This is a genomic window from Leuconostoc sp. UCMA20149 (assembly GCF_030400235.1).
Classification (GTDB): Bacteria; Bacillota; Bacilli; order Lactobacillales; family Lactobacillaceae; genus Leuconostoc; species Leuconostoc pseudomesenteroides.
Genome location: NZ_VJYC01000018.1, coordinates 1 through 22,204 on the forward strand (window position 1 = coordinate 1; position 22,204 = coordinate 22,204).

The window sequence follows — 22,204 nt, forward strand, 5'->3', positions numbered from 1 at the left end:
TGATGATGAACCGCTTCATCAAAATTGCGATGTTGCAATTTATCGTCATTTTCTGATACTGATTTTGGTGTAGCTGGTTTAGCACTAGACTTCAAAACTTGTGAACGTGCTTCACGTCTCTTTTCAGCCAACTTTTCACTGCTTTCATCATCTAATACTCGACCACGGTTAAACGACCTGTCAGGCTCATTAGAACCATTTGTGTGACTATCGGTATTGTCGTGATTTTTAATGAGATAAGGTGTACGGGTATAAGTTGGCAAATCGTCATCATCGCCATGACCACGCCTATCAATGTAATTTTCATCGTCAGGACTAGCAGGATCAATATTTTCTTCATCAGCATCTCTTTGACGTTGACGTTCTTCTTCGTCAGCTAAACGTTGCGCACGTTCTTGTCTGCGTTGCTCTTCTAATTCACGCATTTCTTGCTCATCAGGTGCATTGCCACGTCTATCACGATTTTCATCATAATCATCATCTTTACCTTTTGACTTGTCTTTTGATTTGTCTTTAGCATGACGACCACTAAAGCCTTTGACATTTTCTAAGCCATGTTTAGTTGAGTTGACCATTTCACTACCAGCTAACATTGCACGTTGTCCTGCCTGTGTGAGTTGAATTTTGTTCAAAGCCTGATTTGCCATTGATGAACCAGTTACCGTTTGGACTAGGAATGATTTATTTTTCCAAAGCACAACCATTAAAACGATATACACAATTGAATTAAGTAAGGCACTAGGACTATTTGTAACTGGTACAATCGTGTCAGTTACTGTACCAACCCATGAGACAAACATGATGCCAAATAGTAGTCCGATTTTTGCGAATAACAAACCTAACGCACTTAAACCAGTTTTTAAAGCACTGTTTGAAAAGCGTGGTAGCAGAGAAAGTAAAACTGTAAATGGAGACAAGTAGTAAAGCAAGATTGCCCCTAATTGCAATATCAAATTAAATACCCCAATCATCAACAATGGTACACCATAAGCTAGTGACATAATTGGCGCCATAAGACCGACAGATGCTTGATACCATTCTTCGCCACCGTCCTTAGAGAGATAATCGTTTGATTTAGCTAATGCATCAATCACATCACTATCGGCTTTACCACCAATTAAACGATAAGAACCGTCTTTTTCACTGGCATCTAAACTGGTTGTTCCAAAGTTCGCTAGTGTATAGGGACGAATAACCGCTTTATCAAAAAAAACACCACGAATTTTACTTTGAAAATCATCGGTATTGGAATAAGTGTCACCGGTAGTTGCAGTTTCAGTGAACATAGCTGTTTGAGCAGTGGACGTAAATTGATTAACTTTTGTTAAGACTGTACCACCAGCGCTTATCCAAGCACTACCTATAATCGCTACTAACAGAACCGATAAAATTGCTTTTAAACCTGCACCACTTTTGACACTTTGAATAAACACCCAAACAAGCCCTAAACCGAAAGCGGTATACAATAATTGCTTAAAGACTTCACCAGCCCATGTTTGTTTGGTAAATTGTTGGACGTTTGAGAAAATATCATTGATCCCTTGCGTGATGTTAGTTAAATCAAACATTTTCGATAAAGCCGTATCAAATAATGGATAGATGATATAGAGATTTAATGACATAAACAAGCTAGCTACAAGATGCGCTGAACTTAAACCTAAATCTGTCAACGAGCCTGATTGATAGTAAGCCGTGAAGTTTTTTGAAATATTTTTATTAACCCAATCAATATCATTTTGAGCGAGATATTTTTTAATTTCTTTTTCAGTATGTGTCGGTTGGGTTGTGCCCTCATTAACTGCTTTACCGTCCGCCTTATCTTTTTCCAATGCTTCCTTATCGGACTCACGTTTTGCTTCTTTTATTTCTTTAGAATCATAAGTTAACGCATAGACATGTTGTGGCGCAATCATAAAGCTACTAACTACCAGTGAACTAAACATTGACCCAATCACGAGCAATAATATAATTGATTTTTTCATCATTTTCCTTTCTTGATGCAATAAAAAAACACTTACAAATTTGTAAATGTCTTGTCTTTTACTATTCTTTTATTGCATTATCTAATTGCAAAAACTGGTCTTCCTGCGTCCCAGTCCATATTATAATCAACACTTGGGTTGTTCCACAAAGCATCAAATGAACTAACAGAACCGTAGAATTTCCAGTTATAGGGATCATAAGTATTAACTTGACCGTTGTTATAACCATAAACCGCCACTGCATGCCCAATGCCAACGTTAACATACATAATTAACGGTACACCTGATTTCAAAACGGCAATCGCTCTATTTTTATCACTAATTTCTTCAACAGAACGTCCGTATGCTTTAGCCGTTTTCACTAAATCTTGACCTGATGCACCAGCATACCATGAATTCATTGGCGCCATTTTTTGAGCAACACTCACAGGGTCAACATTAAGACCATAAGAGCCTTTCAAAACCATAGCTAAACTGGTGGGCACACAACCGTCTGTTCCGATTGTTGTATGCCTAAATCTAACACCAGACCAACGACTATCTAATTGTGAAAAATAGGTTGGCTTGTTGGCAACTGTGGTATTAGTATTAGAACTGCTTGTACTCAAATCTTGTTCTGCGACATAATCGTTATGTTGACCATTTGAATAACGAATATAATATTGCCAAGCTGAATTACTGTAAGCTTTTGGTGTAGCAGAAACAACAGTACCTATCCAATTTTGATGATTAACCAACGAATAACCATTAGTTTCTGACCAAGCATTACCGGCAATTTTGACCGTATCGCCAACTTTATATCGAGCATTCGGAATATTAGTTACATCTTGTTCAGCTACATAATCACTATGCCAGCCATTAGGATATTGAATTTTATAAACCCAAGCTGAATTACTATAAGGCTTTGGTGTAGCTGAAACAACAGTACCAACCCAGTTTTGACGATTTCTCAAAGTGTAACCGTTTGTTTCTGACCAAGCATTACTAGTTATTCTGGCAACACTACCAACAGAAAACTTTGAATTAGGTATCGTAGTTAAATCTTGTTCTGCCACATAGTCATTATGCCAGCCATTAGGGTAGACAATTTTATATTGCCATGATGAATTACTATATTTTTTTGGTGTTTTTGATACAACTGTTCCATACCAATTATGCCGATTGATTAGTGTATAACCGTTTGTCTCTGACCAAGCATTGTTGGCTATTCTGACTACATTTCCCACTTGATATTTTGATACAACAGTATCAGCAGATGCACGACCACTAAATGCAAAAGTTAAAATACCTAATGCAAAAATAACGGCAATTCCTAAAGCAAACGATACCTTACTTTCCTCATCAATTTTTTTCATATTATCCCATTCTCTCTCAACTGTTTAATTATAGTATAGCAATTTCTAGAAAATATTCTCAATAAAGTTCAATGGATCAAAAATAAAAAACATCTACAAATTTGTAAATGTCCTATCTAAAATCATTTAGTTAATTTTTCCCATGTATAAACCAGTGGTTGATTAAGATAATCATTTCCAAAAGTCTTATCCAAATTCATAGCTTGCTTTTGTAAATCATAACCAACTGTTTGTGTTGGTTGATTATCTTTATACCCGTTCTTAAACAAGCGCTCAACCAACAAATTCTTATCTTTATTATAGTAGACTTCGATTTTCGCCATATTTGAACCGGTCTGCTCATCAGTATTCATTAAATCATTTATATCTGTTAAATAACTTGCTTTTAAACCTTTTTGTATAGTAGCTTTATCAATCAAATTTGTGTTACTATAAGTGATTTTATAATCTTTACCCTCAACATATTTTTTGATACTTGATGATGCTTTTTCTGAACTAACAGATTTTGTGGGCGCAGTTACAATTGTCGTTGTACTACTATTAGATAGATTGTACACATAAATGCCTAATACAATAATGACCACACCCAATAGAGCAATAATTCCATAAAGCACTTTTTTGTTTCTAGCATTTTTTTGATTATCTGACATATAACTTCTCTCAAATTCTGATTTCAATATGTCCATTTTAACACACCACCTTTCTCATTGGTTTTTTGAATTTCTTACGCATCTGCTGGTACTGCCCCAGCTTGCCCTATCACTTGATTGACGATGCCTTAATAAAAGCATGTTTAACCATGCTCTTTAAAATTTTTTTACTTACAGTATCATGTACTGCTTTGAATTACTGTTAACACGCTTTCCCTGATACAATTGATTTTTCCGAAACCAGAAATGCCAAACATAAGTTAATAAATATCTGATTGTTGTTTCAAATGGCAAATTATTTTTTTTGAGTTGACGGTCTAAATAGTAAACAGCTATTTCACTGACTATGATTAACCCAAACCCTAAACTAAGATACTGCATGTGAAACCAACCTAAGACATAACTAATGAAAGCCGTGATGATTAACGTGATTGAGAACAAGTACAAAAATCTTGTGTCAACCATAATCGGTAATCGCATGCCTTTGCCAATTTTGCTAAACTTGGCTGAATTGATATAAATTCGTCGATAATTAAACATGTTAACCACCAATACCCTTAACCCAATTTAGCAAAGCATTCAAAATACCACTAAACGCCTGTAAACTATTTTGCGGTCCATTGACGAAGAAATACACTAATGCACCAATAAAAATTGACATCCACATATCTTTAGATTCATTTTTGCCATAATGCATCAACGCACGTCCACCAGCAATAACAACTGTACCAACTAACAATAAAGGTTTAATTGAATTATAAAAGTCCAATCTGATACCCCCTTTCTAAGCCTGTAAAAACTTTGTGACAAAATACGTTGAATTTTGCTTTTTTAGTTCTAAGTAAATAGTCTGCACTTGTGTAATATCTGAACCATGTACTTTAACTGTGATTTTAGTGGTGACAACTGGCTTGTCTACTGAACCAGTCACCTTAATATCGCTATCATCAAGACTTACCAAATCTACTGCATTATCTAAGCCCACAGGGTTATTCATGAACAACGACATATCCTTAGTTGAACTAGAGACATATTTTTGCACGAATTGTTTGGTAAACTTTTGAACCTTTGTCGTGATCGCTTCATCATTGATTGTTTTACCAGTCTTATCAAATCTGGCTTTACCCACTTGACCAACACTGTCAATCTCATTAGCCACATAAGGTAAGCCAATCACAGTTAATTTATCATTATCTTGTGTATAAGGCACATTAACAGTCATAGCGTTTTGCTTACCGTCATTATCAATCGTGAGATTATATTGTGCCGTTTTGATACTATCCACAGTAAAAATACCGTTCAATTTAGCTTGTAACAGCTTCATATCTTCGGTATTAGTTGATGATGATAACGTGACATTTTTAGCAAAATATGGTGTAACCTTATCTAACCAAGCATCAGATTTAGTTTTATCAAACGTATAATAAGCAGTCAAAAAGTTTGCCAGGTATTGCCCCACAATTGGGTTATAACTTGTTGTCCCAGCACTCGCTTTATCAAGTCTGGTTGTGAGATTAGTAATGTTATGCCTTAACTCACGGTTTTTAATCGCTACACCATTGGCTAGAACTAAAACATAAGCAAAATAAAGCACTAAGATAATCAATAAACCAACAACAATTTTACGTACTTTGCTCAAATTATATACATGTGCTTTTGGAATTTTTACTGCTTTTTCTTTTTGTTTTTTTTCATACTCAAAATTTACTTTGAGTTTTGGGAGACCACGCATGTTTCACCCCCTTCCTTTGTTGTGCTATACTAATAAATTGTCAGGTAGAGATTTTAATTTACATAAAATAACTATGTGTTTTCTAAATTAAAAACATTCACTCTACCTAACCAAGTCACTGGTAACAGTGGCTTATTTAAATTCAATGTCATTATGTGCTATACTAACTGTTGGTTAGGCGCATTACATAAAAGTAAGCAAAATTAAAGTTATCAATATTCAACCTAACCAAGTCACTGGCAACAGTGGCTTTTTTGTTGTCTTATAGATGCTTACGCTTGTAAATCAAACCACCTAAAGCAACTAAACCAGACATTGCCAATGCCAAGATACCACTACCACCCATTGATGCCTTTTCTGTGGCATGTGTCTTTGGTAATGCTTTAGCAATTGCTTTATCCAAATTTTCTTTTGCTTGTACCACCTTTTCATTTGAAGCATCTTTGCCATTATCTGCAAGTGCTTGATTATAGGCTTTCACAGCACTTGATACACCAGCATCACTAGCGACTTGTGTTGGTACGTTGACAACGTTACCATTGTTGTCAGGTGTCACAGGCACAACATGAGACGTGTTACCATTATCCGATGAGCTTGAACCGCCATTATTATTGCTTGATGAAGAACCACCATTATCACTTGATGAAGAACTACCACCGTTATCTGATGAGCTTGAACCGCCACCATTATCCGATGAATTAGAACTACCGCCATTATCAGTGTTTGTACCGTCATCATTTGATGAAGAACCACCGCCATTGTCCGTATTCGTGCCATCATCATTTGATGAAGAACCACCACTATTGTCGGTATTGGTGCCGTCATCATTTGATGTAGAACCGCCACCATTATCAGTGTTCGTACCGTCATCATTTGGGACACCACCATTGTCAACTGTTGTGCCGTCATCTACCGTTGAACTGGCATCGCTTGTTGAGACATCAGTAGCACTTAAAACTACTGCTTTAACAGTAGGTAATGTGGCTTGCACTGATTGTACTGATTGTGCTGTACTAGTATCAGTTGTTGTTGGTACAGTATCAGCGTTGACCGCTTGATGACCTAATGCCAAAGCACCAAGCACTGAACCTGCGATTAAAAGTTGTTTCTGCAACATAAATATTGTCTCCTAACAATTTAATATGATTGGGCTTCACACCCCATTTGGTTATATTCTGTGATAACGTCACGAGATCAGTTTTTAAATTAGTTTTGCTTTTTACCTTTTTTAGAGATACCAAAAGCCAAACCAAGACTAGCTAACCCTGCCAATGCACTCAACAATACGCCACCTTGATTTTCATTAGCGTGTGTCGTTGGCAAAATACTTGCCGTTTCAACTGCCTTTGGTGTGGCTGGTGTTGAAGTCTTTTCAACCTTAGGTGTCTTCTTGATGTTGTAATAATGCACATCAACCTTTTGTACCTGTGGCTTATCAGCATTTGGCATATCGGCTACAGTAATCTTATGAACACTTGCCTTTGGGGCAACTGGTGCTGTTGGCTCTTGTTCATAATCAGGTGACTTTGGTGCGACATTGGTATTTTTAATCTGCCAATCAACTTGACCATGAGTATTCCATATCCAGTTATCATCAACGGTTAGGAATTGAATAGCCGAACTTGTCGCATTCGGTGCCAAAGTAAACGTCTTGTTAATTGCAGTCGTTGAGTTGATGTTCTTAGTAAAGGTCGTATTGCCGTCATGATAAACAGAGAACAATTCCTTACCATTCAAATCATAAACATGGAAGTTAATGTTTTGATTAACAGCCGAGTTTTGATAATAGTTGGTATAGGTGTATGAGTACAACTCAATTGATGAAACGGTGATTGTTTCTGAACCGTCACCATTGGCAACAACTTTCCAATTGACCTTACCTTTCAAAACACCATGACCAATCACATGCACACCGTCATTCATATCATGTTCAAGCGTAAATTCGCCTGTCTTTTGATTAACAGTAGAAGTCATAAAGGTTTTGTATTGACCACTTGAAGCGTCCGTTTGTGTCTTAGCACTCATACTAATTTCGGTATTAACCGCTTTTTCAAACTCGGCAACAGCTTTGTCATAAGCTGCTTTTTTATCAGCGTTTGCCTTGTCAACGGCTGCCTTTTTGGCTTGATAATCAGCGACTTGCTTTTGATATTCAGCCGTCAACTTAGCCAATGTTTGTGCGTCTTGATTTTGAGTTGCCACACCGTCCGCAATCGCTTTATTGTACAAGTCAATGTTATAAGCCATTGCGTTTAACAAATCTTGTCCTTCAAGTCCTTTCAATGACTTGTATTCTGGAGCAGTCTTTGACACTTCAACACTGACATCAATTCCTGCCTGCTTGGCATTGTCAACTTCTTTATCTAAATCAGAAGTTGACTTGTCAATATCAGCCTGTCCCTTTGTCGTAGCGTCTTTTTGATCAGTTGTTGCCTTGTCATAGGCTTGATCATTAGCTTGTTGTTTTGCCGTAGCATCTTTAACAGCTTGGTCTTGCTTATTCAAATCAGATAAGACTTCATTTGTTTTTGATGAAGCATTGTCATCATTGATTGTGACATCAGTGGTCTTACCAGTGGTCACATCAACGCCAGCTTTTGAAGCAGTGTCCGCATCATTCTTGACTGTATCTTGTGCCTTATCGACGGCATCTTTTGCTTGGTCTTGTGTCACACTTGAACCAGCAGTTGTTGGTACTGTGCTTTTTTCGGCAGTTGAAGAAACAGTCGCAGATTTAGTGGCATCATCAGTTGTCGCCTTGTCCGTAGTGGTATCAGTTGATGAAGCAGTCAATTGCACTTGCTTGTCATCTTGCTTAGTATCAGTGGTTTTCACTGCTTGTGTGTCAGCATTTGAAACTGTATCAGCGCTTACTTGTGTGGTGTTAGCACTCACAGCAACACCAGCTACTGCAACAGCTCCGATTACCCACAATTTGCCTGACTTGTACAACTTATACGTTTTTGAATTTTCCATAATTTTTAAATAAAAAAAGCGCTATTATTTAGCGCTTATCCTTTCTCTCAAATATTCTTTTGTAATTGATTGATTAAATGTAAACCTCTAAAGGTTCGTTGAACGATAATAAATAAAAAGGTCAGCACACTAGCTACTATCATAGCGACATGTAGTGATTGACCCCAACTCATAAAGAGCAAAAATATAGGGAACATAGACCCAACATAAACGAGCCAAACCCCAAACATAAAGCTAAAATAAAGTAATTTCTGTGCCATTGTAACAACTTAAAAAGACCGATTGTTTAATCAGCCTTGAACCTTTCTACTATATTATATAGCTATTAACCTTTTGCTTTGTCAGCTTGGTTAGTAGTTGTCTTACTTTGATTTGATGCTGGCTTGTCTGTTGCCTTTTCATCAAGTGCAACTAACGTATCAGCATACACCGTCCAATCAGTAGCATCATTGCCAGCAAACGCAAATTTCAAACCTTGTGGTACTAACTTGTCCCCTGGCTTCAAACCAGCTTGTAAGCGTTCACTTTCTGCTGGGTCAACCAAAATACGGACAATGTTATCATCATTGCCAACATCGCCTGATTTGCTTTGTTGGATAAAATTGAACTGATAATTTGAGATGATTGGTTCATCGTAATCATCACGAGCAACTTCGCCACGATTGTCAGTTTTGTAATTAGGTGTGACCCTAAACAAGACTAAATCGTGGCTATCAAAGGCATCAGCACTTCGAACACGTCCGTGAACTGTTTTGTCTTTACCTGATACGAATACGGCATCATAATCTTCTTCTGGTAAAGTGTCTGTTGATGTATCAGACATAGTCAACAAAGTACCTGTCTTAGTGGCGACACGAGCGCCATTTCTTTGGTTACTGCGAGCAGTACCAGCAATAATTTTTGCATCGATCAATTTTAGCGGTGTACCAAAAGCTATACTAAAATCAAAACCAGCCTGTGGTGTGACGTTTTCAGTATTCAATGTGTTATTCACATTCAACATTACCACTGCCACATCAGCATTCGCACCAACTAAATTTCGCCCAGCAAATGTGAGCTTTCCGATACTTTTTCCTTGTAGTGATAAACTACCAAACTTATTAACCATTTTTTATTTCTCCTATTATAATTAATTTAAAAAAACGCCTATAATAGACGTTTTGAGCAGTAATATTTATTTCCATAAATCCTTTGGCAAGTTATTTGAATCTACGTAAGTAAATTTCATTGACAACGGACGATTGTCATCATATTTTGTGAACGTAATAGCATTAATACCTAAATCATCAAGTGTATCTGTTGTTAGTAATTCACGATCTTTTAGCTGGAAAACCTTTTTTAAAACCCATTTTCCAAAAATGAATTGAGAGTTCAAACTTTGAATAGCTTTTCCATTGTCTTGATTTATGAACATTTGCATTTTTTCTTCTGAAGGCAAAAATTCCATTGTAAAAGTTCTGTTATTCTTCGAACTTACTAAAGTTTTACCATTTAACAATCCACCGTTTTTAACAAAAAAATCTGGATATTCATCATTAAATTTTTTTGAATTTGGAAGGGGAATGTAAACTTCATAAGGAGTCTTGTAATTTCTCCAAAGGGCAGTAGTAGTATGTTCAAAGAGTTCAGAATTTGGAGCCAAGCAATTTATTAAATAATCGCGCAATTGTTCCCTCAATATTTTATCATTATTAGACTTGAAATCTTCTAGCGCCACTTTTTTAAAAATAGATAGCCAATCAGAAGGTAATTTTTTACATTTTTTTGCTAGTTCAACTACTTGTCTGTATTTTACGCTTTCCACTGTTAATTTATTTTTGGGAGCTCCATACCATGCATTAAATCCTGACCTGCGTTCTATTTTAATCATGATAGTTACTGACTGGACAACATTATCAGAAAAGGTCTTGGTTGTTTCAGAATTTAAATTCGCAAACAATTTGAAAGGATCTTCGACATAATTAACTGGCCATTTTTCAATACCTATATCTTCATTGCTACTTCCATTTCCCGTATGACCTTTAAATGACATTAATAATTGGCTGTCTGCTGAATTATACTGATAAAGATGCTTACCATCGGTGAATTGAAAATTTTGCAACATACGAGGACTAGTTGGTCCAATAATCTTCAAATAATCAATATCAATACTATTGTAAGCAGTTTCGCCAACAAGTATATATGGCTCGTCATTTTGTTGATTTTTACTAATAGCACCAGAGGGCATTAAAACGTGATATACTGCTTCGACTTCACTATCAAAATCAAAACCCTGTAATTGCCCTTTAGACGAAGAAATTCGTTTGTTTCTAAGAACAGCGATATTGTTTGCTAATTCTAAGTAGTCATCAACATCTTCATCGCTGGAACCGTTTTGATTTCTTTTTTTAATTCTTTCAATAATAGCTCCCCACTCATCTTGTTGGCTATCTTTTTTGAATTGAGCTATTTTTTGAAATCCTGATTTCACGCCAAATGATTTGATACCGATGATGTATTTTGAGCCGTCGGATAATTTCACTGAAGCATCATATGATGAGTTACCAATGTCCTCAATTGTTGCATTGAACGCTTTTTTGAAAGACGCTTCTTGAAATTTCGAGTTGATGATTGGCGCTATAATCATATTTTCGCCACTACTTTTTTGAGCAAAAGCCTCACTTAAAGAGGCGAAATTAGTCATTAATAGTTTATATTGATTTTTATTATCTTGATTTAGTGCATTCCACATAGAGAACCTCATTACAAATTTGTAAGCTTATCTCTATTATACCTATGTATATTAAAAAAACACCATTCCACCGAATAGTGCTTTCAAGATATATCAACCAACTATTGAATAAAACTCGTAATTTCCACCGTGCTTTATAGCATTGAAAAAGTCATCATTTTCAAAAATAGGTAACTCTTTTTTTCTATTAAAATGACTATCATCCTTGATAGCAGTTGATTTGTCGTCATACCAATCAATGGTGAAGGACTCACCGGCCATACGACCGTTCATTTTGGTGTAAACCAAAGCTACTTTATCATCTGTTTTTGGTAATGAAACATCTGTAGCCAACGATTCTATAGCCTTGTTGATGTTTTTAGCTATGCGTGTAATCACAGGAACGACAACAGAATTTCCAGCTTGCTTGTACAAAGCACCCATAGATTCATCTACAGGTAAACTGTAATTTTCGGGATAACCCTGCGCATTAAACGCCTCTCTAGGTGTGAGCTTCCTAATATCCCCATGATGAGTGCGAATTAATGGCACATTATGACCACCAGTACCCATATTAGCTGTCAATGTAGGCACAACACCTGATTTATTCTCTCGAACATATTGACGTCGCCATTGATAAACTGTTTCTGAACTGTTCATGGCTTCCACCAGTTGAGGATAAAAAGTTTGTTTATCCTCTTTATAAAAGAACTTGTCTTCTAAAAAGTCTCCGAATTTCGTAATTTCACCAATTTTCGCATCAAAATCAATAATGTCAGATAGTTTAGTTGTTAAATCAATTTTTTCTGGAAAATTAAAATTATCAAATGCCTTTTTGTCTTTAAAACCAACAATGTAAATACGTTCTCTATTTTGTGGAATATTACCATATTCCTTAGCATTAAGAACTTTCCATTTAATGTAATAACCCGAATGAACAAGAAATTCACGAATTACCTTAAATGTATTACCATGGTCATGCGTCACAAGATTTTTTACATTTTCTAAAAAGATAACCTTGGGCTGTAAAAATTTTATGATACGATGTGTTTCAAAAAATAAATCTCCACGATTATCCTCAAATCCATGACGATAACCTGCAATACTGAACGGCTGGCAAGGGAACCCGGCGAGGAGTACACTTGCATTTGGTGCTTCTGTTTTGACTTCTTTTGCATCAACTTGTTTAATATCTCGTCGATCAAGATAAGTTCCACGACTTTTGAAGTTTGTCTCAAAAGTATGTTGCGCATTTTTATCAAACTCATTTGCATAGACTGTACGATACTCACCTGCATCTTCAAACCCTAAATCAATTCCGCCGACCCCGGCGAAAAAGCTAACGATGTCATTTTTCATGCCAAATCCTCCTTTTTTAATTTTTTTGTTTTACAACAAGTATTAATTTTACTACATTTCAAAAAAAAAAGTAGCAAACCTTGCTACCTAATTAGCACATAAATAAACTAACTGTTTAATTATTTTTATAATATTTAAGGAAATTTATAGGATCCCATAACTCTTCATATCCCCAGATGTAATTATCCGCGTCCAAATCTCGGTTGGTTCCTGGAATATTCTGTCCCTGGAAATAAGTATGATGGTTTTCTGCATCCTTTATAGCATTTATAAGAAGCTGCTGAGGTATATATCCGTGTATAGTACCACTCTTCATATCTGAATCAACGTTAACCGCAAACCAAAAAGAAGGTGTAAGGTCTGAAGATAATTTTTTCAATTTGTATTTGTTCCCATCAGCAGAGACTGACCAATCTTTTCTTTCTATCATCAGATTGTGTGCCTTTGGCCCAGAACTTTTTACATCAATTCGCCATTTTTTTCCTTTACTAGTAGTTACTTCTAAATCAAAACCAGCATCCCACTCGCTTAAAGGATAAACATGTAAATCTGGTTGTTTTGATACTATCAGTCCATTTAATTTTAGAAACCTATAAAGGATGAATTCAGCAGTTTTACCTACTTTGTCGTCAAGGAATATTTGATGTTCAGTTCGGTGTAGTTGTCCGCCACTACGATAATTACGATGATTTCCAATCATTGCAACGCTAAAAGAATCTATTTCTTGAATTTGATTTTTACTTAAAGCTATTTTTGGAATGGTTCCCATGTTTTAATTACCTAATCAATAATATATAACTCTTACAGCTATATGAAAGAATCAATTTCAGAAACTATCCTAGTGATTTCTGATAAGTTGTCCTTTGGTAAATCATTTACATCATAATCACTGTATACGTTAAAGCGCTCTAATATTCTTTTGATTCCTGAACTGAATTTAGAATGATCAGCCCCTATATTGAAATCTTCAACAGAACACTCAAGAGATAACTGTTTGCTTTTATTAACTATTTTTTGAATATTGTCATATGGTAAATAAAATTCAATTGTAGATTTTTTCAGTTGAATTTTGTAAGCATCATTTCCAATTTTCTCCAGATCTTTAGAACCTGATTGGTCACCGTCAACAAGTACTATCTTTTTCTTGAGATCTAGTTGTTTAATATAATTCAAATTAAGATATTGAACTATAGCCTTCCCACCTCCAAACATGAATGCAACTTTATTTTGTTCAGCTGGGCTTTTTTTACTAAGTGATTTATAAGCATTTTCAAAATATTTAACATCAGTATGACCTTCCAGAACAACTAAAACTTTTAATTGATCATCATAAAGCTTTATATCAGGCATGAGACCGAGTTGTTCGACAATATTTGAGATAGCGTCTTGTCCAGAACAAATATGAGCGTCACCTATATTGTCTCTCTTAACAAGGCTAACACCTGTACTAGGAACACTCTTTGCAATTTCAGGACTATGAGTTGTAATCATAATTTGGACGCCAGGAGTATTTACCATATCCTCGAACGAATCTAATAACATTCTTTGAAATTTTGGATGCAGAGCTGTTTCGGGTTCCTCAAAAGCATAAATTATGTTACCTATGTTGGCAGCTGAACTTTGTTCAAATCGACGCTCTGCTTCCGCTCTAAAGAAGTTTAGCAAAACTAGGCGTCTTACACCACTACCTCTTTTATTCAATGGTATACTTTCGTCTGTTGATAGTGAAGGTTTAAAGAGAGATTCCCATTTAGGCGATGCAAAATCAGCACTTAAAGTATTTGCTAAATCTGTGTTCATGCTTTGTAACAAGTCCAAAGTGGCATCTGTTGACTTAGTGACTTCTAATTTAACTTGCTCAAAAACATCTGTTAGTTTCTTTTGTAATTCGATGTTTGTCGACAACGTTGATTTTACAATAGCTTTAATAGGATCTTGAACTTCGTTATCACCATCGGAATTTTCTCGATCTGCTTTAAAAAGTTGATAAAATGGAAGCTCTTTGTGTAAAGATTCGCTAATGCTTTTACCATCTTCACTCTTCAATTCCACATCTTTTATGACTAACTTATTATTCTTTTGTAGGTTTTCGAAAATAGCATGACGCAATTCAGATGAAACTCTTTTATCAACATCTTGCAACTCAATGTTTAGATTTAATATCTTTTGTCTTAAATCTTTAATTTTTAAAGAATGAATTTTTTCGATATTTTCAACATCAGGCATACTCGCAACAACAAACTCAGAAAATTTTGACGATTTTGTTTCAAAGACTTTTTTTAACACAAATTCATTGTCACATGTCAAAAATTCGGACTTTATATCTGTATCTACAGTTTCAATTTTAATTGTTGCAGGTAGCTCACTAAAATGTGCAATGAGTTCCACACTCTGATCTGGATGTTTTATATTTCTGTCAGACCCATCAAATTTTGTATTATTAAAAAAAATATCCAGTGCCTCAAAAATTGTAGATTTCCCAGCATCGTTTATTCCAACAATTGTAGAAAAATTTTCAAAATTTATTGTCGCTTTCTGATAACCTCTAAAGTTTTTCAGCTCAAATTTTGTTAGTTTCACTCTACCGCTCCATTCAGAATTAATTTATTAAGGAGCGTAATTAGTTTCAAACAATCATTTTCCCTCATTCTAATATACACCCGCTAATAAAACTTATCAAATTGTAATACACCGATTTTAGAGCGGATTAAAATTTTCCCTTAATTCGGTTATACTGGATATTTTTTAGAAACAAATCAAAGCGGAAATAACATTCATAATGCACGATATTTTTTACTATTAATGCGGTTACGTATTTAGTAACTCTAAAAACGATTTCGCTAAACTATGCTAAATTCTCAAATGTTTTAAAGTCGCCTACTATATAAGTAAGACATTCAAGCAACACTCTTAGGCTCTGCCCATTTCCGAAATGAAATCTAGCACTTTACATTTCTCGACATGTTGTATTTTTGATATCGGAGCAGAAATTGTGACTAACTCAATTTTTCTAGACTTTTCTCTCTTACTGTTTACAGTCTCCGGATTGAACACTTTTCAAAAATACAGTATAATAAATATATTGAAACATTAATTCTGCACTTTTTAATAACCGTGGTGGGGCATTAACTATGTGTCAATCAATATTAAGTTTTCAATGTACAAATTGACTAGCCAATGGCTGGTCTTTTTTTTGGCGCTCATTTTGTAATCTTTAGATTTTCTTAATAATATAAGACTTTTTTACAAAATAATAAGCACAAGGTATGTTACAGAGGTATTTCAACTCCCATATCAAACCTTATGCTTATTATTCTACAGACTCCGGTCAAGTCGAATACCACATGTTTAATATATTGGTAAACTACCGGTAACATCTATGTAAAACTAATGATGATTATTTTTTGTTGAAAGCACAACTTTAATCAGAATAACATTTTTTTGTTTAAAAGTAAACTGACCGTCCACGCTTTCATAACCTTAATACATAGGCTTTTAGCAATCTAATTACTCACTATTATATCAAATGTTTCAGCCAATATACCCGTTTTCAAATAGTTTTATTTTAAGCACAATAAAAAAAGACACATCTAGTGTCTAAAGTTTATTATCTTTGATGACTTGATTTCATGACTTATTTTTCATCATTTTGTTGTTCTTCAAGCATTTTCTGCTTGCGCTTTTCATAAGCTCTACGATATCGTTGCATTGTCTTATATTCTTTTGCGAAAACTACTGTTGGTCTGTTACCATCAAGTGCTTGTCTAAGTGGCATATCATTCATTTTGGAAGCGACTGCATCTAATTGTCGTTGCTTAACATCTCTAAATGATGTGCCTTTAGGGTACCACTCACGTAGCTTACGATTTCGATTTTCATTTATGCCACGTTGCTGTGGTGATGACGGTGTAGCATAGTATAGCTTAATTTTAAGTTGTTTCTGGACGTACTCTAAAAAGTCCCATGAGATAAATTCAGATCCGTTATCTGCTGTGATTGTGCGAACCGCTTTGCCATAACGCTCATAAAACAGCTTAAATGCATCAACCATATCACTAGATTTTTTGCTACGAACCAGTATTAGTGATGTAAACCGAGTTTTGCGTTCAGTGAGTGTCATAATCGCTGTCGTATCTTGATAGCGTTGATTATTCATCTTTGCTGGCAATACTAAATCAATTTCCCAATGACCAAACTGTTTGCGACTATTAACGACTTGTGAACGATCGAATATCGAATGACGGACTAATTCTCCGTCATTTTTTAATTGTTCACGCAAACGTGCAATCTCACGTTCTTTTGCTCGCTTAGTTTGAGCAATTTCACGTTCTTTTGGTGTACCGTTTTGACGATGATATTTTTGTTTGCGAATATTGATTAAGCCTTGCCTAGACCATAATCTAATCACTGATGCGGAAACATCAACATCTTGCACATTACCAGCGATTTGTTCTGGTGTCCAGTGTTCTACGTTAACCCAGGTTTCAATGATTTCCTTTAGTTCCGGTGTCAATTTAGACCCAGTACCCATTTTACTGCGCTTTTTTAAAGCGAGATATTGACCACGTTGTGCTGAATACTTGATACGTGCGTGTATATCCATATTCAATAAGGTACGTCTGTCCAAATGTGAAAAATCAAGCGTGTTCCCACGGTGTAATTCACGTAGTATTGATGACGGTGTATAGCCTAAACGTCTGGCGATACCAGCTTGCGACATTTTCTCAATATTCCACAAGTATTCAATCATGTGACGTTGATTTTCATTTATATGTGGTTGGCGCTTTCTTTCTTTTGGTGCTTCATCATTCATAAAACATAGATACTCCTTTGATATGGTTATTTTAGTGGGTATTAAAGCAAACACTCCCTATAACAAGTTTACCATTTCACAATGTTGACTATTTTCTTGTTTTTGAGCCTATTGAAAAACAAAAATATTAGCATAGCTTACTTTTATGCTACACTGAAATCATTTAGGATTTTTTCAATATCTGCTAGTTCTTCTTGATACTCAACAAACCAACGTGTGTCTAACCGCATACGCTCTAGTTCTGGTAATAAATTATTTTCCAAGTTTCTAGCATGGTCTGCCAATTCTCTCAAAATATAGGCTTCATAAGTATTCACATCATCAAAAGCACTAAAAGCTTCATCAGTTAAATCAGCAATATTATGAATGCTGTAAGCTATCTGTCCTATGATTTTGTTATTATCAGACCACTTTAATTGTTCACGTAAATGACTATCAATTTCTATATCACGTAAACAACCAACATAACGATTGATGATGCGATACCTTAGATTATCAATCTCTTTGTTTATCATCACATTCCCCTCTCTTTTAATTGCTTTCTAGCTTGATACAACTGTTCTTCAATTCTGTTTAAACCACTTTCAGTATTACGATCAGTTCCCTTGATCAGCAAATCTAAATCACGATACGCGAAGGTTAGCTCAATTGATTTTGAAACCAAGTCTTGCACCCTAGATGCTAATTCTTTGTTAAAAAAAAGCACATCTCCGTATGTTTGGGATTGTGCTTGTCTGATTTTAGCTTGTAATTGCATTGATACGCTCAACGTTGTTTGAAAGTTGGGCGCACCTGCTTTGAATTGAAAGCATTGTCTATCAGTTTCTAGTGTTTGGTCTAGTTGACTGTATAAGTCTCTAAATCGTTCTAACTGCTTAATATACAGCTCTAATTGTTCTGGCTTTAACCATAGTTTTGTTGGCATTTTAATTTCTCCCTTTATTTTAAAAATAACAGTCTACAAATAAAAAAACACCACTAATTTTTTAGTGATGAACATATTGAAAATATATTTATATAAGCGATATCATACTACTTTGACGAAGAATGTTTCGTTGCGATAATTAACCAAATGGCTTGTATCAAAAACAGAAAAGCACAAAAAATACTAAGCACTGCTAACGATGCTAATGTATTCCCTGACGTATTTACAGCCCCTGAACCATCGACTTTTCGATACCAAATAAATAAACTCAAAATAATATACCCTAGAGCCTCAATAGAACTTACAATTTTCCAAGCTTTCATACAATTTCCCCTCCGTTACGTATTCAAATACAATATACGCTTTTGAAAATAAACATTCAATAAGTTAAGCATCTTTTCGCTAACATCTAATAGTTCTTTTCCCTCTAACTACAAATAAAAAGCTAGTACCTATCAAGCAAGCACTAACTCATTTTGTGACTAATCATATATATTTGTACGAACCGTCAAACCTGTTTCTTTACGAATTTTTTTGATAATTTCTGGAATTTTTTCCGTATAGGTGCTATCAAATTGCGCTATTTGTTGCGACCTTGTAGCCTTGCCAATCTTATACCATTCAAAAAATATATTGACCTTTTTTGAGTAAATCTGGTCTACAACTCTCACTTCATAAATTGTGTTAGGTTGCTTAGCAAACATTTCTTTAATATCCCCAATGACAGCATCAATTTGGTTCATAGCTCAAACAGCTCCAGTCGTTTTTTATTTACTATAACCATTATACGAACACTTGTTCCCTTAGTCAATAGTTAAACACTCTAATTTTTTAGGGTAAATACTGTCTATCTTTGCCAGTTTCATCAATAATTCGTAGTGGCTCACTATAAATTTGTTGGGTACTCATACCCCTAGAAGTACGTCTAGGTGCTGGGTACTCTTTTTGTAACTTGCGCATCACATCAGCTAACGTATTGCCTGCCATATACTCATTCTGCGAATGCCAACCAACTGCTTTATACATTGTCATGCTCCTTTCTTAAATATTTGAATAGATACCATACAAGCACCTGATTTACCTTAACCATAGTATTCTCAAAATGGTAGGTTGGCTTTTTTCTCAAATTCTGCCGTCTCTTCATCGTACTTTTTCTTTTCCTTATCAAAATTAATATTCCCTTTATGCAGAACACTCTTTGCTTGTGTGATAGCATTAACCAAATTAGCCTCTACCAATTTTTGATGTTCTGCCGACAACTCAACACTATTGATCGCTTCAATAATTTCATGCCAGTGTCCTGTTTTCTTTAACACTGCTAGACTAGGCACAACCGACTGTAAAACCCATTTTTCAATTCGTTCTACACTTTGCTTTTTAGGTTGCCTAACAAATTTCATTCGATTTCCTAAAGCTGTCAGCAATGACCAAGCAGGCATCGGCTCAACTGTTTGCTCAATCACTTCACGCACTTTATCTGATTTTAGCTTTTGCGCATCAATCGGCTCATTAGTAAACCATAGATAGGTGTACAAAATATCAAAAGTTATATCCACCAATTTTTTATCATGATTAAACCATTCATCAAATACGTATTCTGCTTTATCCTGATGCAATTCTAATTCAACACGAGTTTTAATATCAGTGTCATAGCCTTTATTAGCTTGTTCTTTGTGCTTATCATAGGCACGGATAACAAAGGGCGACTTACCAAAATCAACCGTCCAGCCGTCATCAACGTTGCCATGCACTGCATAAGACTTTGATTTGCTCCAAAAACGTTTTTCTTGTACAGCTTTAACAAGGTCATTCATGTTTAACAAACCCCATTTATCATTTATCGCAATATCTAAGCGTGTTAAATGTCCCCGATATTGTCGTGCTTTCTCAAAAAAGTTACGCCAATTCATATTTTGTTCAAGTAAAGCCTTTTCAAACAGCCGTGTGCCTTTACCAGTTAAATAAAGCGTTGTCCCAAATTTTTGATCCACAGCTTGTGTTTCTGGGTTTTTCACTGGTGCAAAATCTTGTATATAAATGTTCTTTTCGCCAGCGAATGCCATTTCACGAGTATAAAAGTTTTGAGACGTAGGGCGTTCCAAAAATAAATTTTCTTGTAATCGCAACACATCAGCGATTACTTGCTTTGAAGTTAAATCTGGGAATGTCAGTGAAACCCAATCAAATTGCACTTCGATAGCTTCAGATAATTCTGGGTATACCGAGATGAGCTTGTTAACAAATTTATCTGATATTTTTTGCTCACCAGTCTCAAAACGATTAACTGTTTTTCTACTCATATCCATAGCAATCGCTAATTCTTGTTGTGTAACGCCAAGTAGTTGTCGCATCAATATTAAATTATTGTTTGATAGTTCTGGTACGTTTAATTCTTGTGTCATATTATTTTGTCCTTTCAACAGTTGGTATTGACCAACGTTTTTTAACCCAATTAAGTTTTCTAGTTCACTAGAAACAGTGTTTTGTATTTTTGCATCAGACTGCCTAATTTTTGCTTTAAATCCTGCTAATTCACTACCAGTAATTTCATCAATCGCAATCTCACTACCGATACTAGGCAAATATCCTAGCTCAATAGCCGATACTGTCACGTTATGAGTCTCAATAATTTCATCATTCAATTTCATACCGACCATGATAAGTATTTCCAACGATAACCTTAAGCTATGTTGGGTTGTCCCTAGAAATATAGGTGTATAAGCTGTTGGCTCATTATTTATCGTTATCATGTCGGCTTTCCTTTCTCAAAATGTCCCATTTGGTACTTTCAAAGGGACATTTTTGTTTTTCAATCTAAATGGCTTCATACCGGCATTTGTTCCCCATATTGGGTTGACGCTTTCAGCGTTTTTACCGGTTTAACCCCCCTGTTAGTAACTGGGGGTTAAAGTTTTTTTGGTGACTTTATTTTTGGCGCATGTGCCAGTCGCTGACACACACTGGTCGTGTGTGCTTAACCGCGACCACGCACCCAGCCCCAATGCTACGCTAGGGCAGGGCGTGGCACTGTCTCTTCGCTGGTCGCTACGAGCCACGCCAATAATAAAGTCACTATGTACATAAAGCCCTGGTCTCTTACAGGACATTTGCTGTAAAAGACTAGAGCTTTAACAATAGTTACTTACTTGATATGTGACAATTGATCGAGCAAACCTTGAATATCTTTTGTACGATTGACACCGTGTGTTTGCAAGGACTTAGCCGTACCAAGCAAGAAACCTAAGTTCTTGCGTAGTTCAGCAAAGTAAGGTGGCAGCATTGGACTAACAGCACGTAGCTGTTCTTCATCTGCCATTGCTTTTTTAAGTTCATCACTTAGTTGAGCAAGGTGTTCAAGTCCACCTATCTTTTCAATTGCCTTCAAATCTTCAATTGATTGAGCGGACAAAGATTGAATTTTTTTAACTTCTAAAGCCATAATTTTTTACCTACTTTTTCTTTTTAAACTACAAATATTTAATTAACAGCAAAGCCAAACACAGATGCTAAGTGTTGGACTTCTGGCGTGGTATTTCATCATTCTTAACTCCTTTTTTGACTAGACCAATCAAAGTTTACATAAGACTGGCTATACAAAGTAACGGTATATCAACGTTTATAGGTACTAAAAAATAGGTCATTTTCAAAACCTTTCACAAAGTCCTTTAAACGCCTATTTCATCACGTAACTTTTTAAATTTC

22 protein-coding genes are annotated in these 22,204 nt (G+C 35.5%); all 22 read right to left on the reverse strand.

Annotated features, from left to right (window positions below; translation table 11 throughout):
• Positions 1–1,982: CD3337/EF1877 family mobilome membrane protein (locus FF105_RS10130; RefSeq protein WP_290046813.1), on the reverse strand; the 1,982-nt coding region annotated here is incomplete at its 3' end.
• Positions 1,983–2,059: 77 nt separating this feature from the next.
• Positions 2,060–3,337 carry a C39 family peptidase gene (locus FF105_RS10135; RefSeq protein WP_290046814.1) on the reverse strand — a complete coding sequence of 426 codons (1,278 nt, stop codon included), beginning with the start codon at positions 3,335–3,337 and terminating at the stop codon, positions 2,060–2,062.
• A 122-nt stretch (positions 3,338–3,459) separates the two neighbouring features.
• Complete coding sequence (locus FF105_RS10140; RefSeq protein WP_290046815.1) at positions 3,460–3,987, reverse strand: alanyl-tRNA synthetase; 528 nt, start codon at positions 3,985–3,987, stop codon at positions 3,460–3,462.
• A gap of 171 nt (positions 3,988–4,158) precedes the next feature.
• The gene (locus FF105_RS10145) at positions 4,159–4,527 is read right to left on the reverse strand and encodes a hypothetical protein (protein WP_290046816.1); all 369 of its coding nucleotides are present in this window, start codon (positions 4,525–4,527) and stop codon (positions 4,159–4,161) included.
• A gap of 1 nt (position 4,528) precedes the next feature.
• Complete coding sequence (locus tag FF105_RS10150; protein ID WP_010385861.1) at positions 4,529–4,756, reverse strand: TcpD family membrane protein; 228 nt, start codon at positions 4,754–4,756, stop codon at positions 4,529–4,531.
• A 15-nt stretch (positions 4,757–4,771) separates the two neighbouring features.
• Positions 4,772–5,719, reverse strand: coding sequence for a conjugal transfer protein (locus FF105_RS10155; RefSeq protein ID WP_290046817.1), 948 nt, complete (start codon positions 5,717–5,719; stop codon positions 4,772–4,774).
• Positions 5,720–5,981: 262 nt separating this feature from the next.
• Positions 5,982–6,836 (reverse strand): serine-rich aggregation substance UasX, encoded by an 855-nt coding sequence (uasX, locus tag FF105_RS10160; RefSeq protein ID WP_188353702.1) that lies wholly within the window; start codon positions 6,834–6,836, stop codon positions 5,982–5,984.
• 89 nt (positions 6,837–6,925) lie between these two features.
• The gene (locus tag FF105_RS10165; RefSeq protein WP_290046818.1) at positions 6,926–8,695 is read right to left on the reverse strand and encodes a KxYKxGKxW signal peptide domain-containing protein; all 1,770 of its coding nucleotides are present in this window, start codon (positions 8,693–8,695) and stop codon (positions 6,926–6,928) included.
• A 47-nt stretch (positions 8,696–8,742) separates the two neighbouring features.
• Positions 8,743–8,955, reverse strand: coding sequence for a hypothetical protein (locus FF105_RS11620; RefSeq protein WP_336621647.1), 213 nt, complete (start codon positions 8,953–8,955; stop codon positions 8,743–8,745).
• 65 nt (positions 8,956–9,020) lie between these two features.
• Positions 9,021–9,803 carry a hypothetical protein gene (locus FF105_RS10170; protein ID WP_290046819.1) on the reverse strand — a complete coding sequence of 261 codons (783 nt, stop codon included), beginning with the start codon at positions 9,801–9,803 and terminating at the stop codon, positions 9,021–9,023.
• A gap of 66 nt (positions 9,804–9,869) precedes the next feature.
• Positions 9,870–11,426: a hypothetical protein gene (locus FF105_RS10175; RefSeq protein WP_290046820.1), complete on the reverse strand. Its 1,557-nt coding sequence runs from the start codon at positions 11,424–11,426 to the stop codon at positions 9,870–9,872.
• Positions 11,427–11,519: 93 nt separating this feature from the next.
• Positions 11,520–12,764: a DNA cytosine methyltransferase gene (locus FF105_RS10180; RefSeq protein WP_260148365.1), complete on the reverse strand. Its 1,245-nt coding sequence runs from the start codon at positions 12,762–12,764 to the stop codon at positions 11,520–11,522.
• A 115-nt stretch (positions 12,765–12,879) separates the two neighbouring features.
• Positions 12,880–13,533: a hypothetical protein gene (locus FF105_RS10185; RefSeq protein ID WP_290046821.1), complete on the reverse strand. Its 654-nt coding sequence runs from the start codon at positions 13,531–13,533 to the stop codon at positions 12,880–12,882.
• A gap of 38 nt (positions 13,534–13,571) precedes the next feature.
• Complete coding sequence (locus tag FF105_RS10190) at positions 13,572–15,344, reverse strand: ATP-binding protein (RefSeq protein ID WP_290046822.1); 1,773 nt, start codon at positions 15,342–15,344, stop codon at positions 13,572–13,574.
• Between the two features lie 1,054 nt (positions 15,345–16,398).
• The gene (locus FF105_RS10195; RefSeq protein ID WP_290046823.1) at positions 16,399–17,577 is read right to left on the reverse strand and encodes an IS30 family transposase; all 1,179 of its coding nucleotides are present in this window, start codon (positions 17,575–17,577) and stop codon (positions 16,399–16,401) included.
• Between the two features lie 143 nt (positions 17,578–17,720).
• On the reverse strand, positions 17,721–18,092 hold the full coding sequence (locus tag FF105_RS10200; RefSeq protein ID WP_290046824.1) for a hypothetical protein: 372 nt from the start codon (positions 18,090–18,092) through the stop codon (positions 17,721–17,723).
• Positions 18,092–18,502, reverse strand: a complete 411-nt coding sequence (locus tag FF105_RS10205) for a hypothetical protein (RefSeq protein ID WP_290046825.1) — start codon at positions 18,500–18,502, stop codon at positions 18,092–18,094. Before FF105_RS10205 ends, FF105_RS10200 begins: the two co-directional genes overlap by 1 nt.
• Positions 18,503–18,609: 107 nt before the next feature.
• Positions 18,610–18,825 (reverse strand): DUF3923 family protein, encoded by a 216-nt coding sequence (locus FF105_RS10210; protein WP_290046826.1) that lies wholly within the window; start codon positions 18,823–18,825, stop codon positions 18,610–18,612.
• A 159-nt stretch (positions 18,826–18,984) separates the two neighbouring features.
• Complete coding sequence (locus tag FF105_RS10215; protein WP_139968710.1) at positions 18,985–19,245, reverse strand: hypothetical protein; 261 nt, start codon at positions 19,243–19,245, stop codon at positions 18,985–18,987.
• 88 nt (positions 19,246–19,333) lie between these two features.
• Positions 19,334–19,528: a hypothetical protein gene (locus tag FF105_RS10220; RefSeq protein ID WP_290046827.1), complete on the reverse strand. Its 195-nt coding sequence runs from the start codon at positions 19,526–19,528 to the stop codon at positions 19,334–19,336.
• A 71-nt stretch (positions 19,529–19,599) separates the two neighbouring features.
• On the reverse strand, positions 19,600–21,252 hold the full coding sequence (locus tag FF105_RS10225) for a replication initiation factor domain-containing protein (protein WP_290046828.1): 1,653 nt from the start codon (positions 21,250–21,252) through the stop codon (positions 19,600–19,602).
• A 392-nt stretch (positions 21,253–21,644) separates the two neighbouring features.
• On the reverse strand, positions 21,645–21,941 hold the full coding sequence (locus tag FF105_RS10230) for a hypothetical protein (protein WP_010002619.1): 297 nt from the start codon (positions 21,939–21,941) through the stop codon (positions 21,645–21,647).
• Positions 21,942–22,204: the final 263 nt, after the last annotated feature.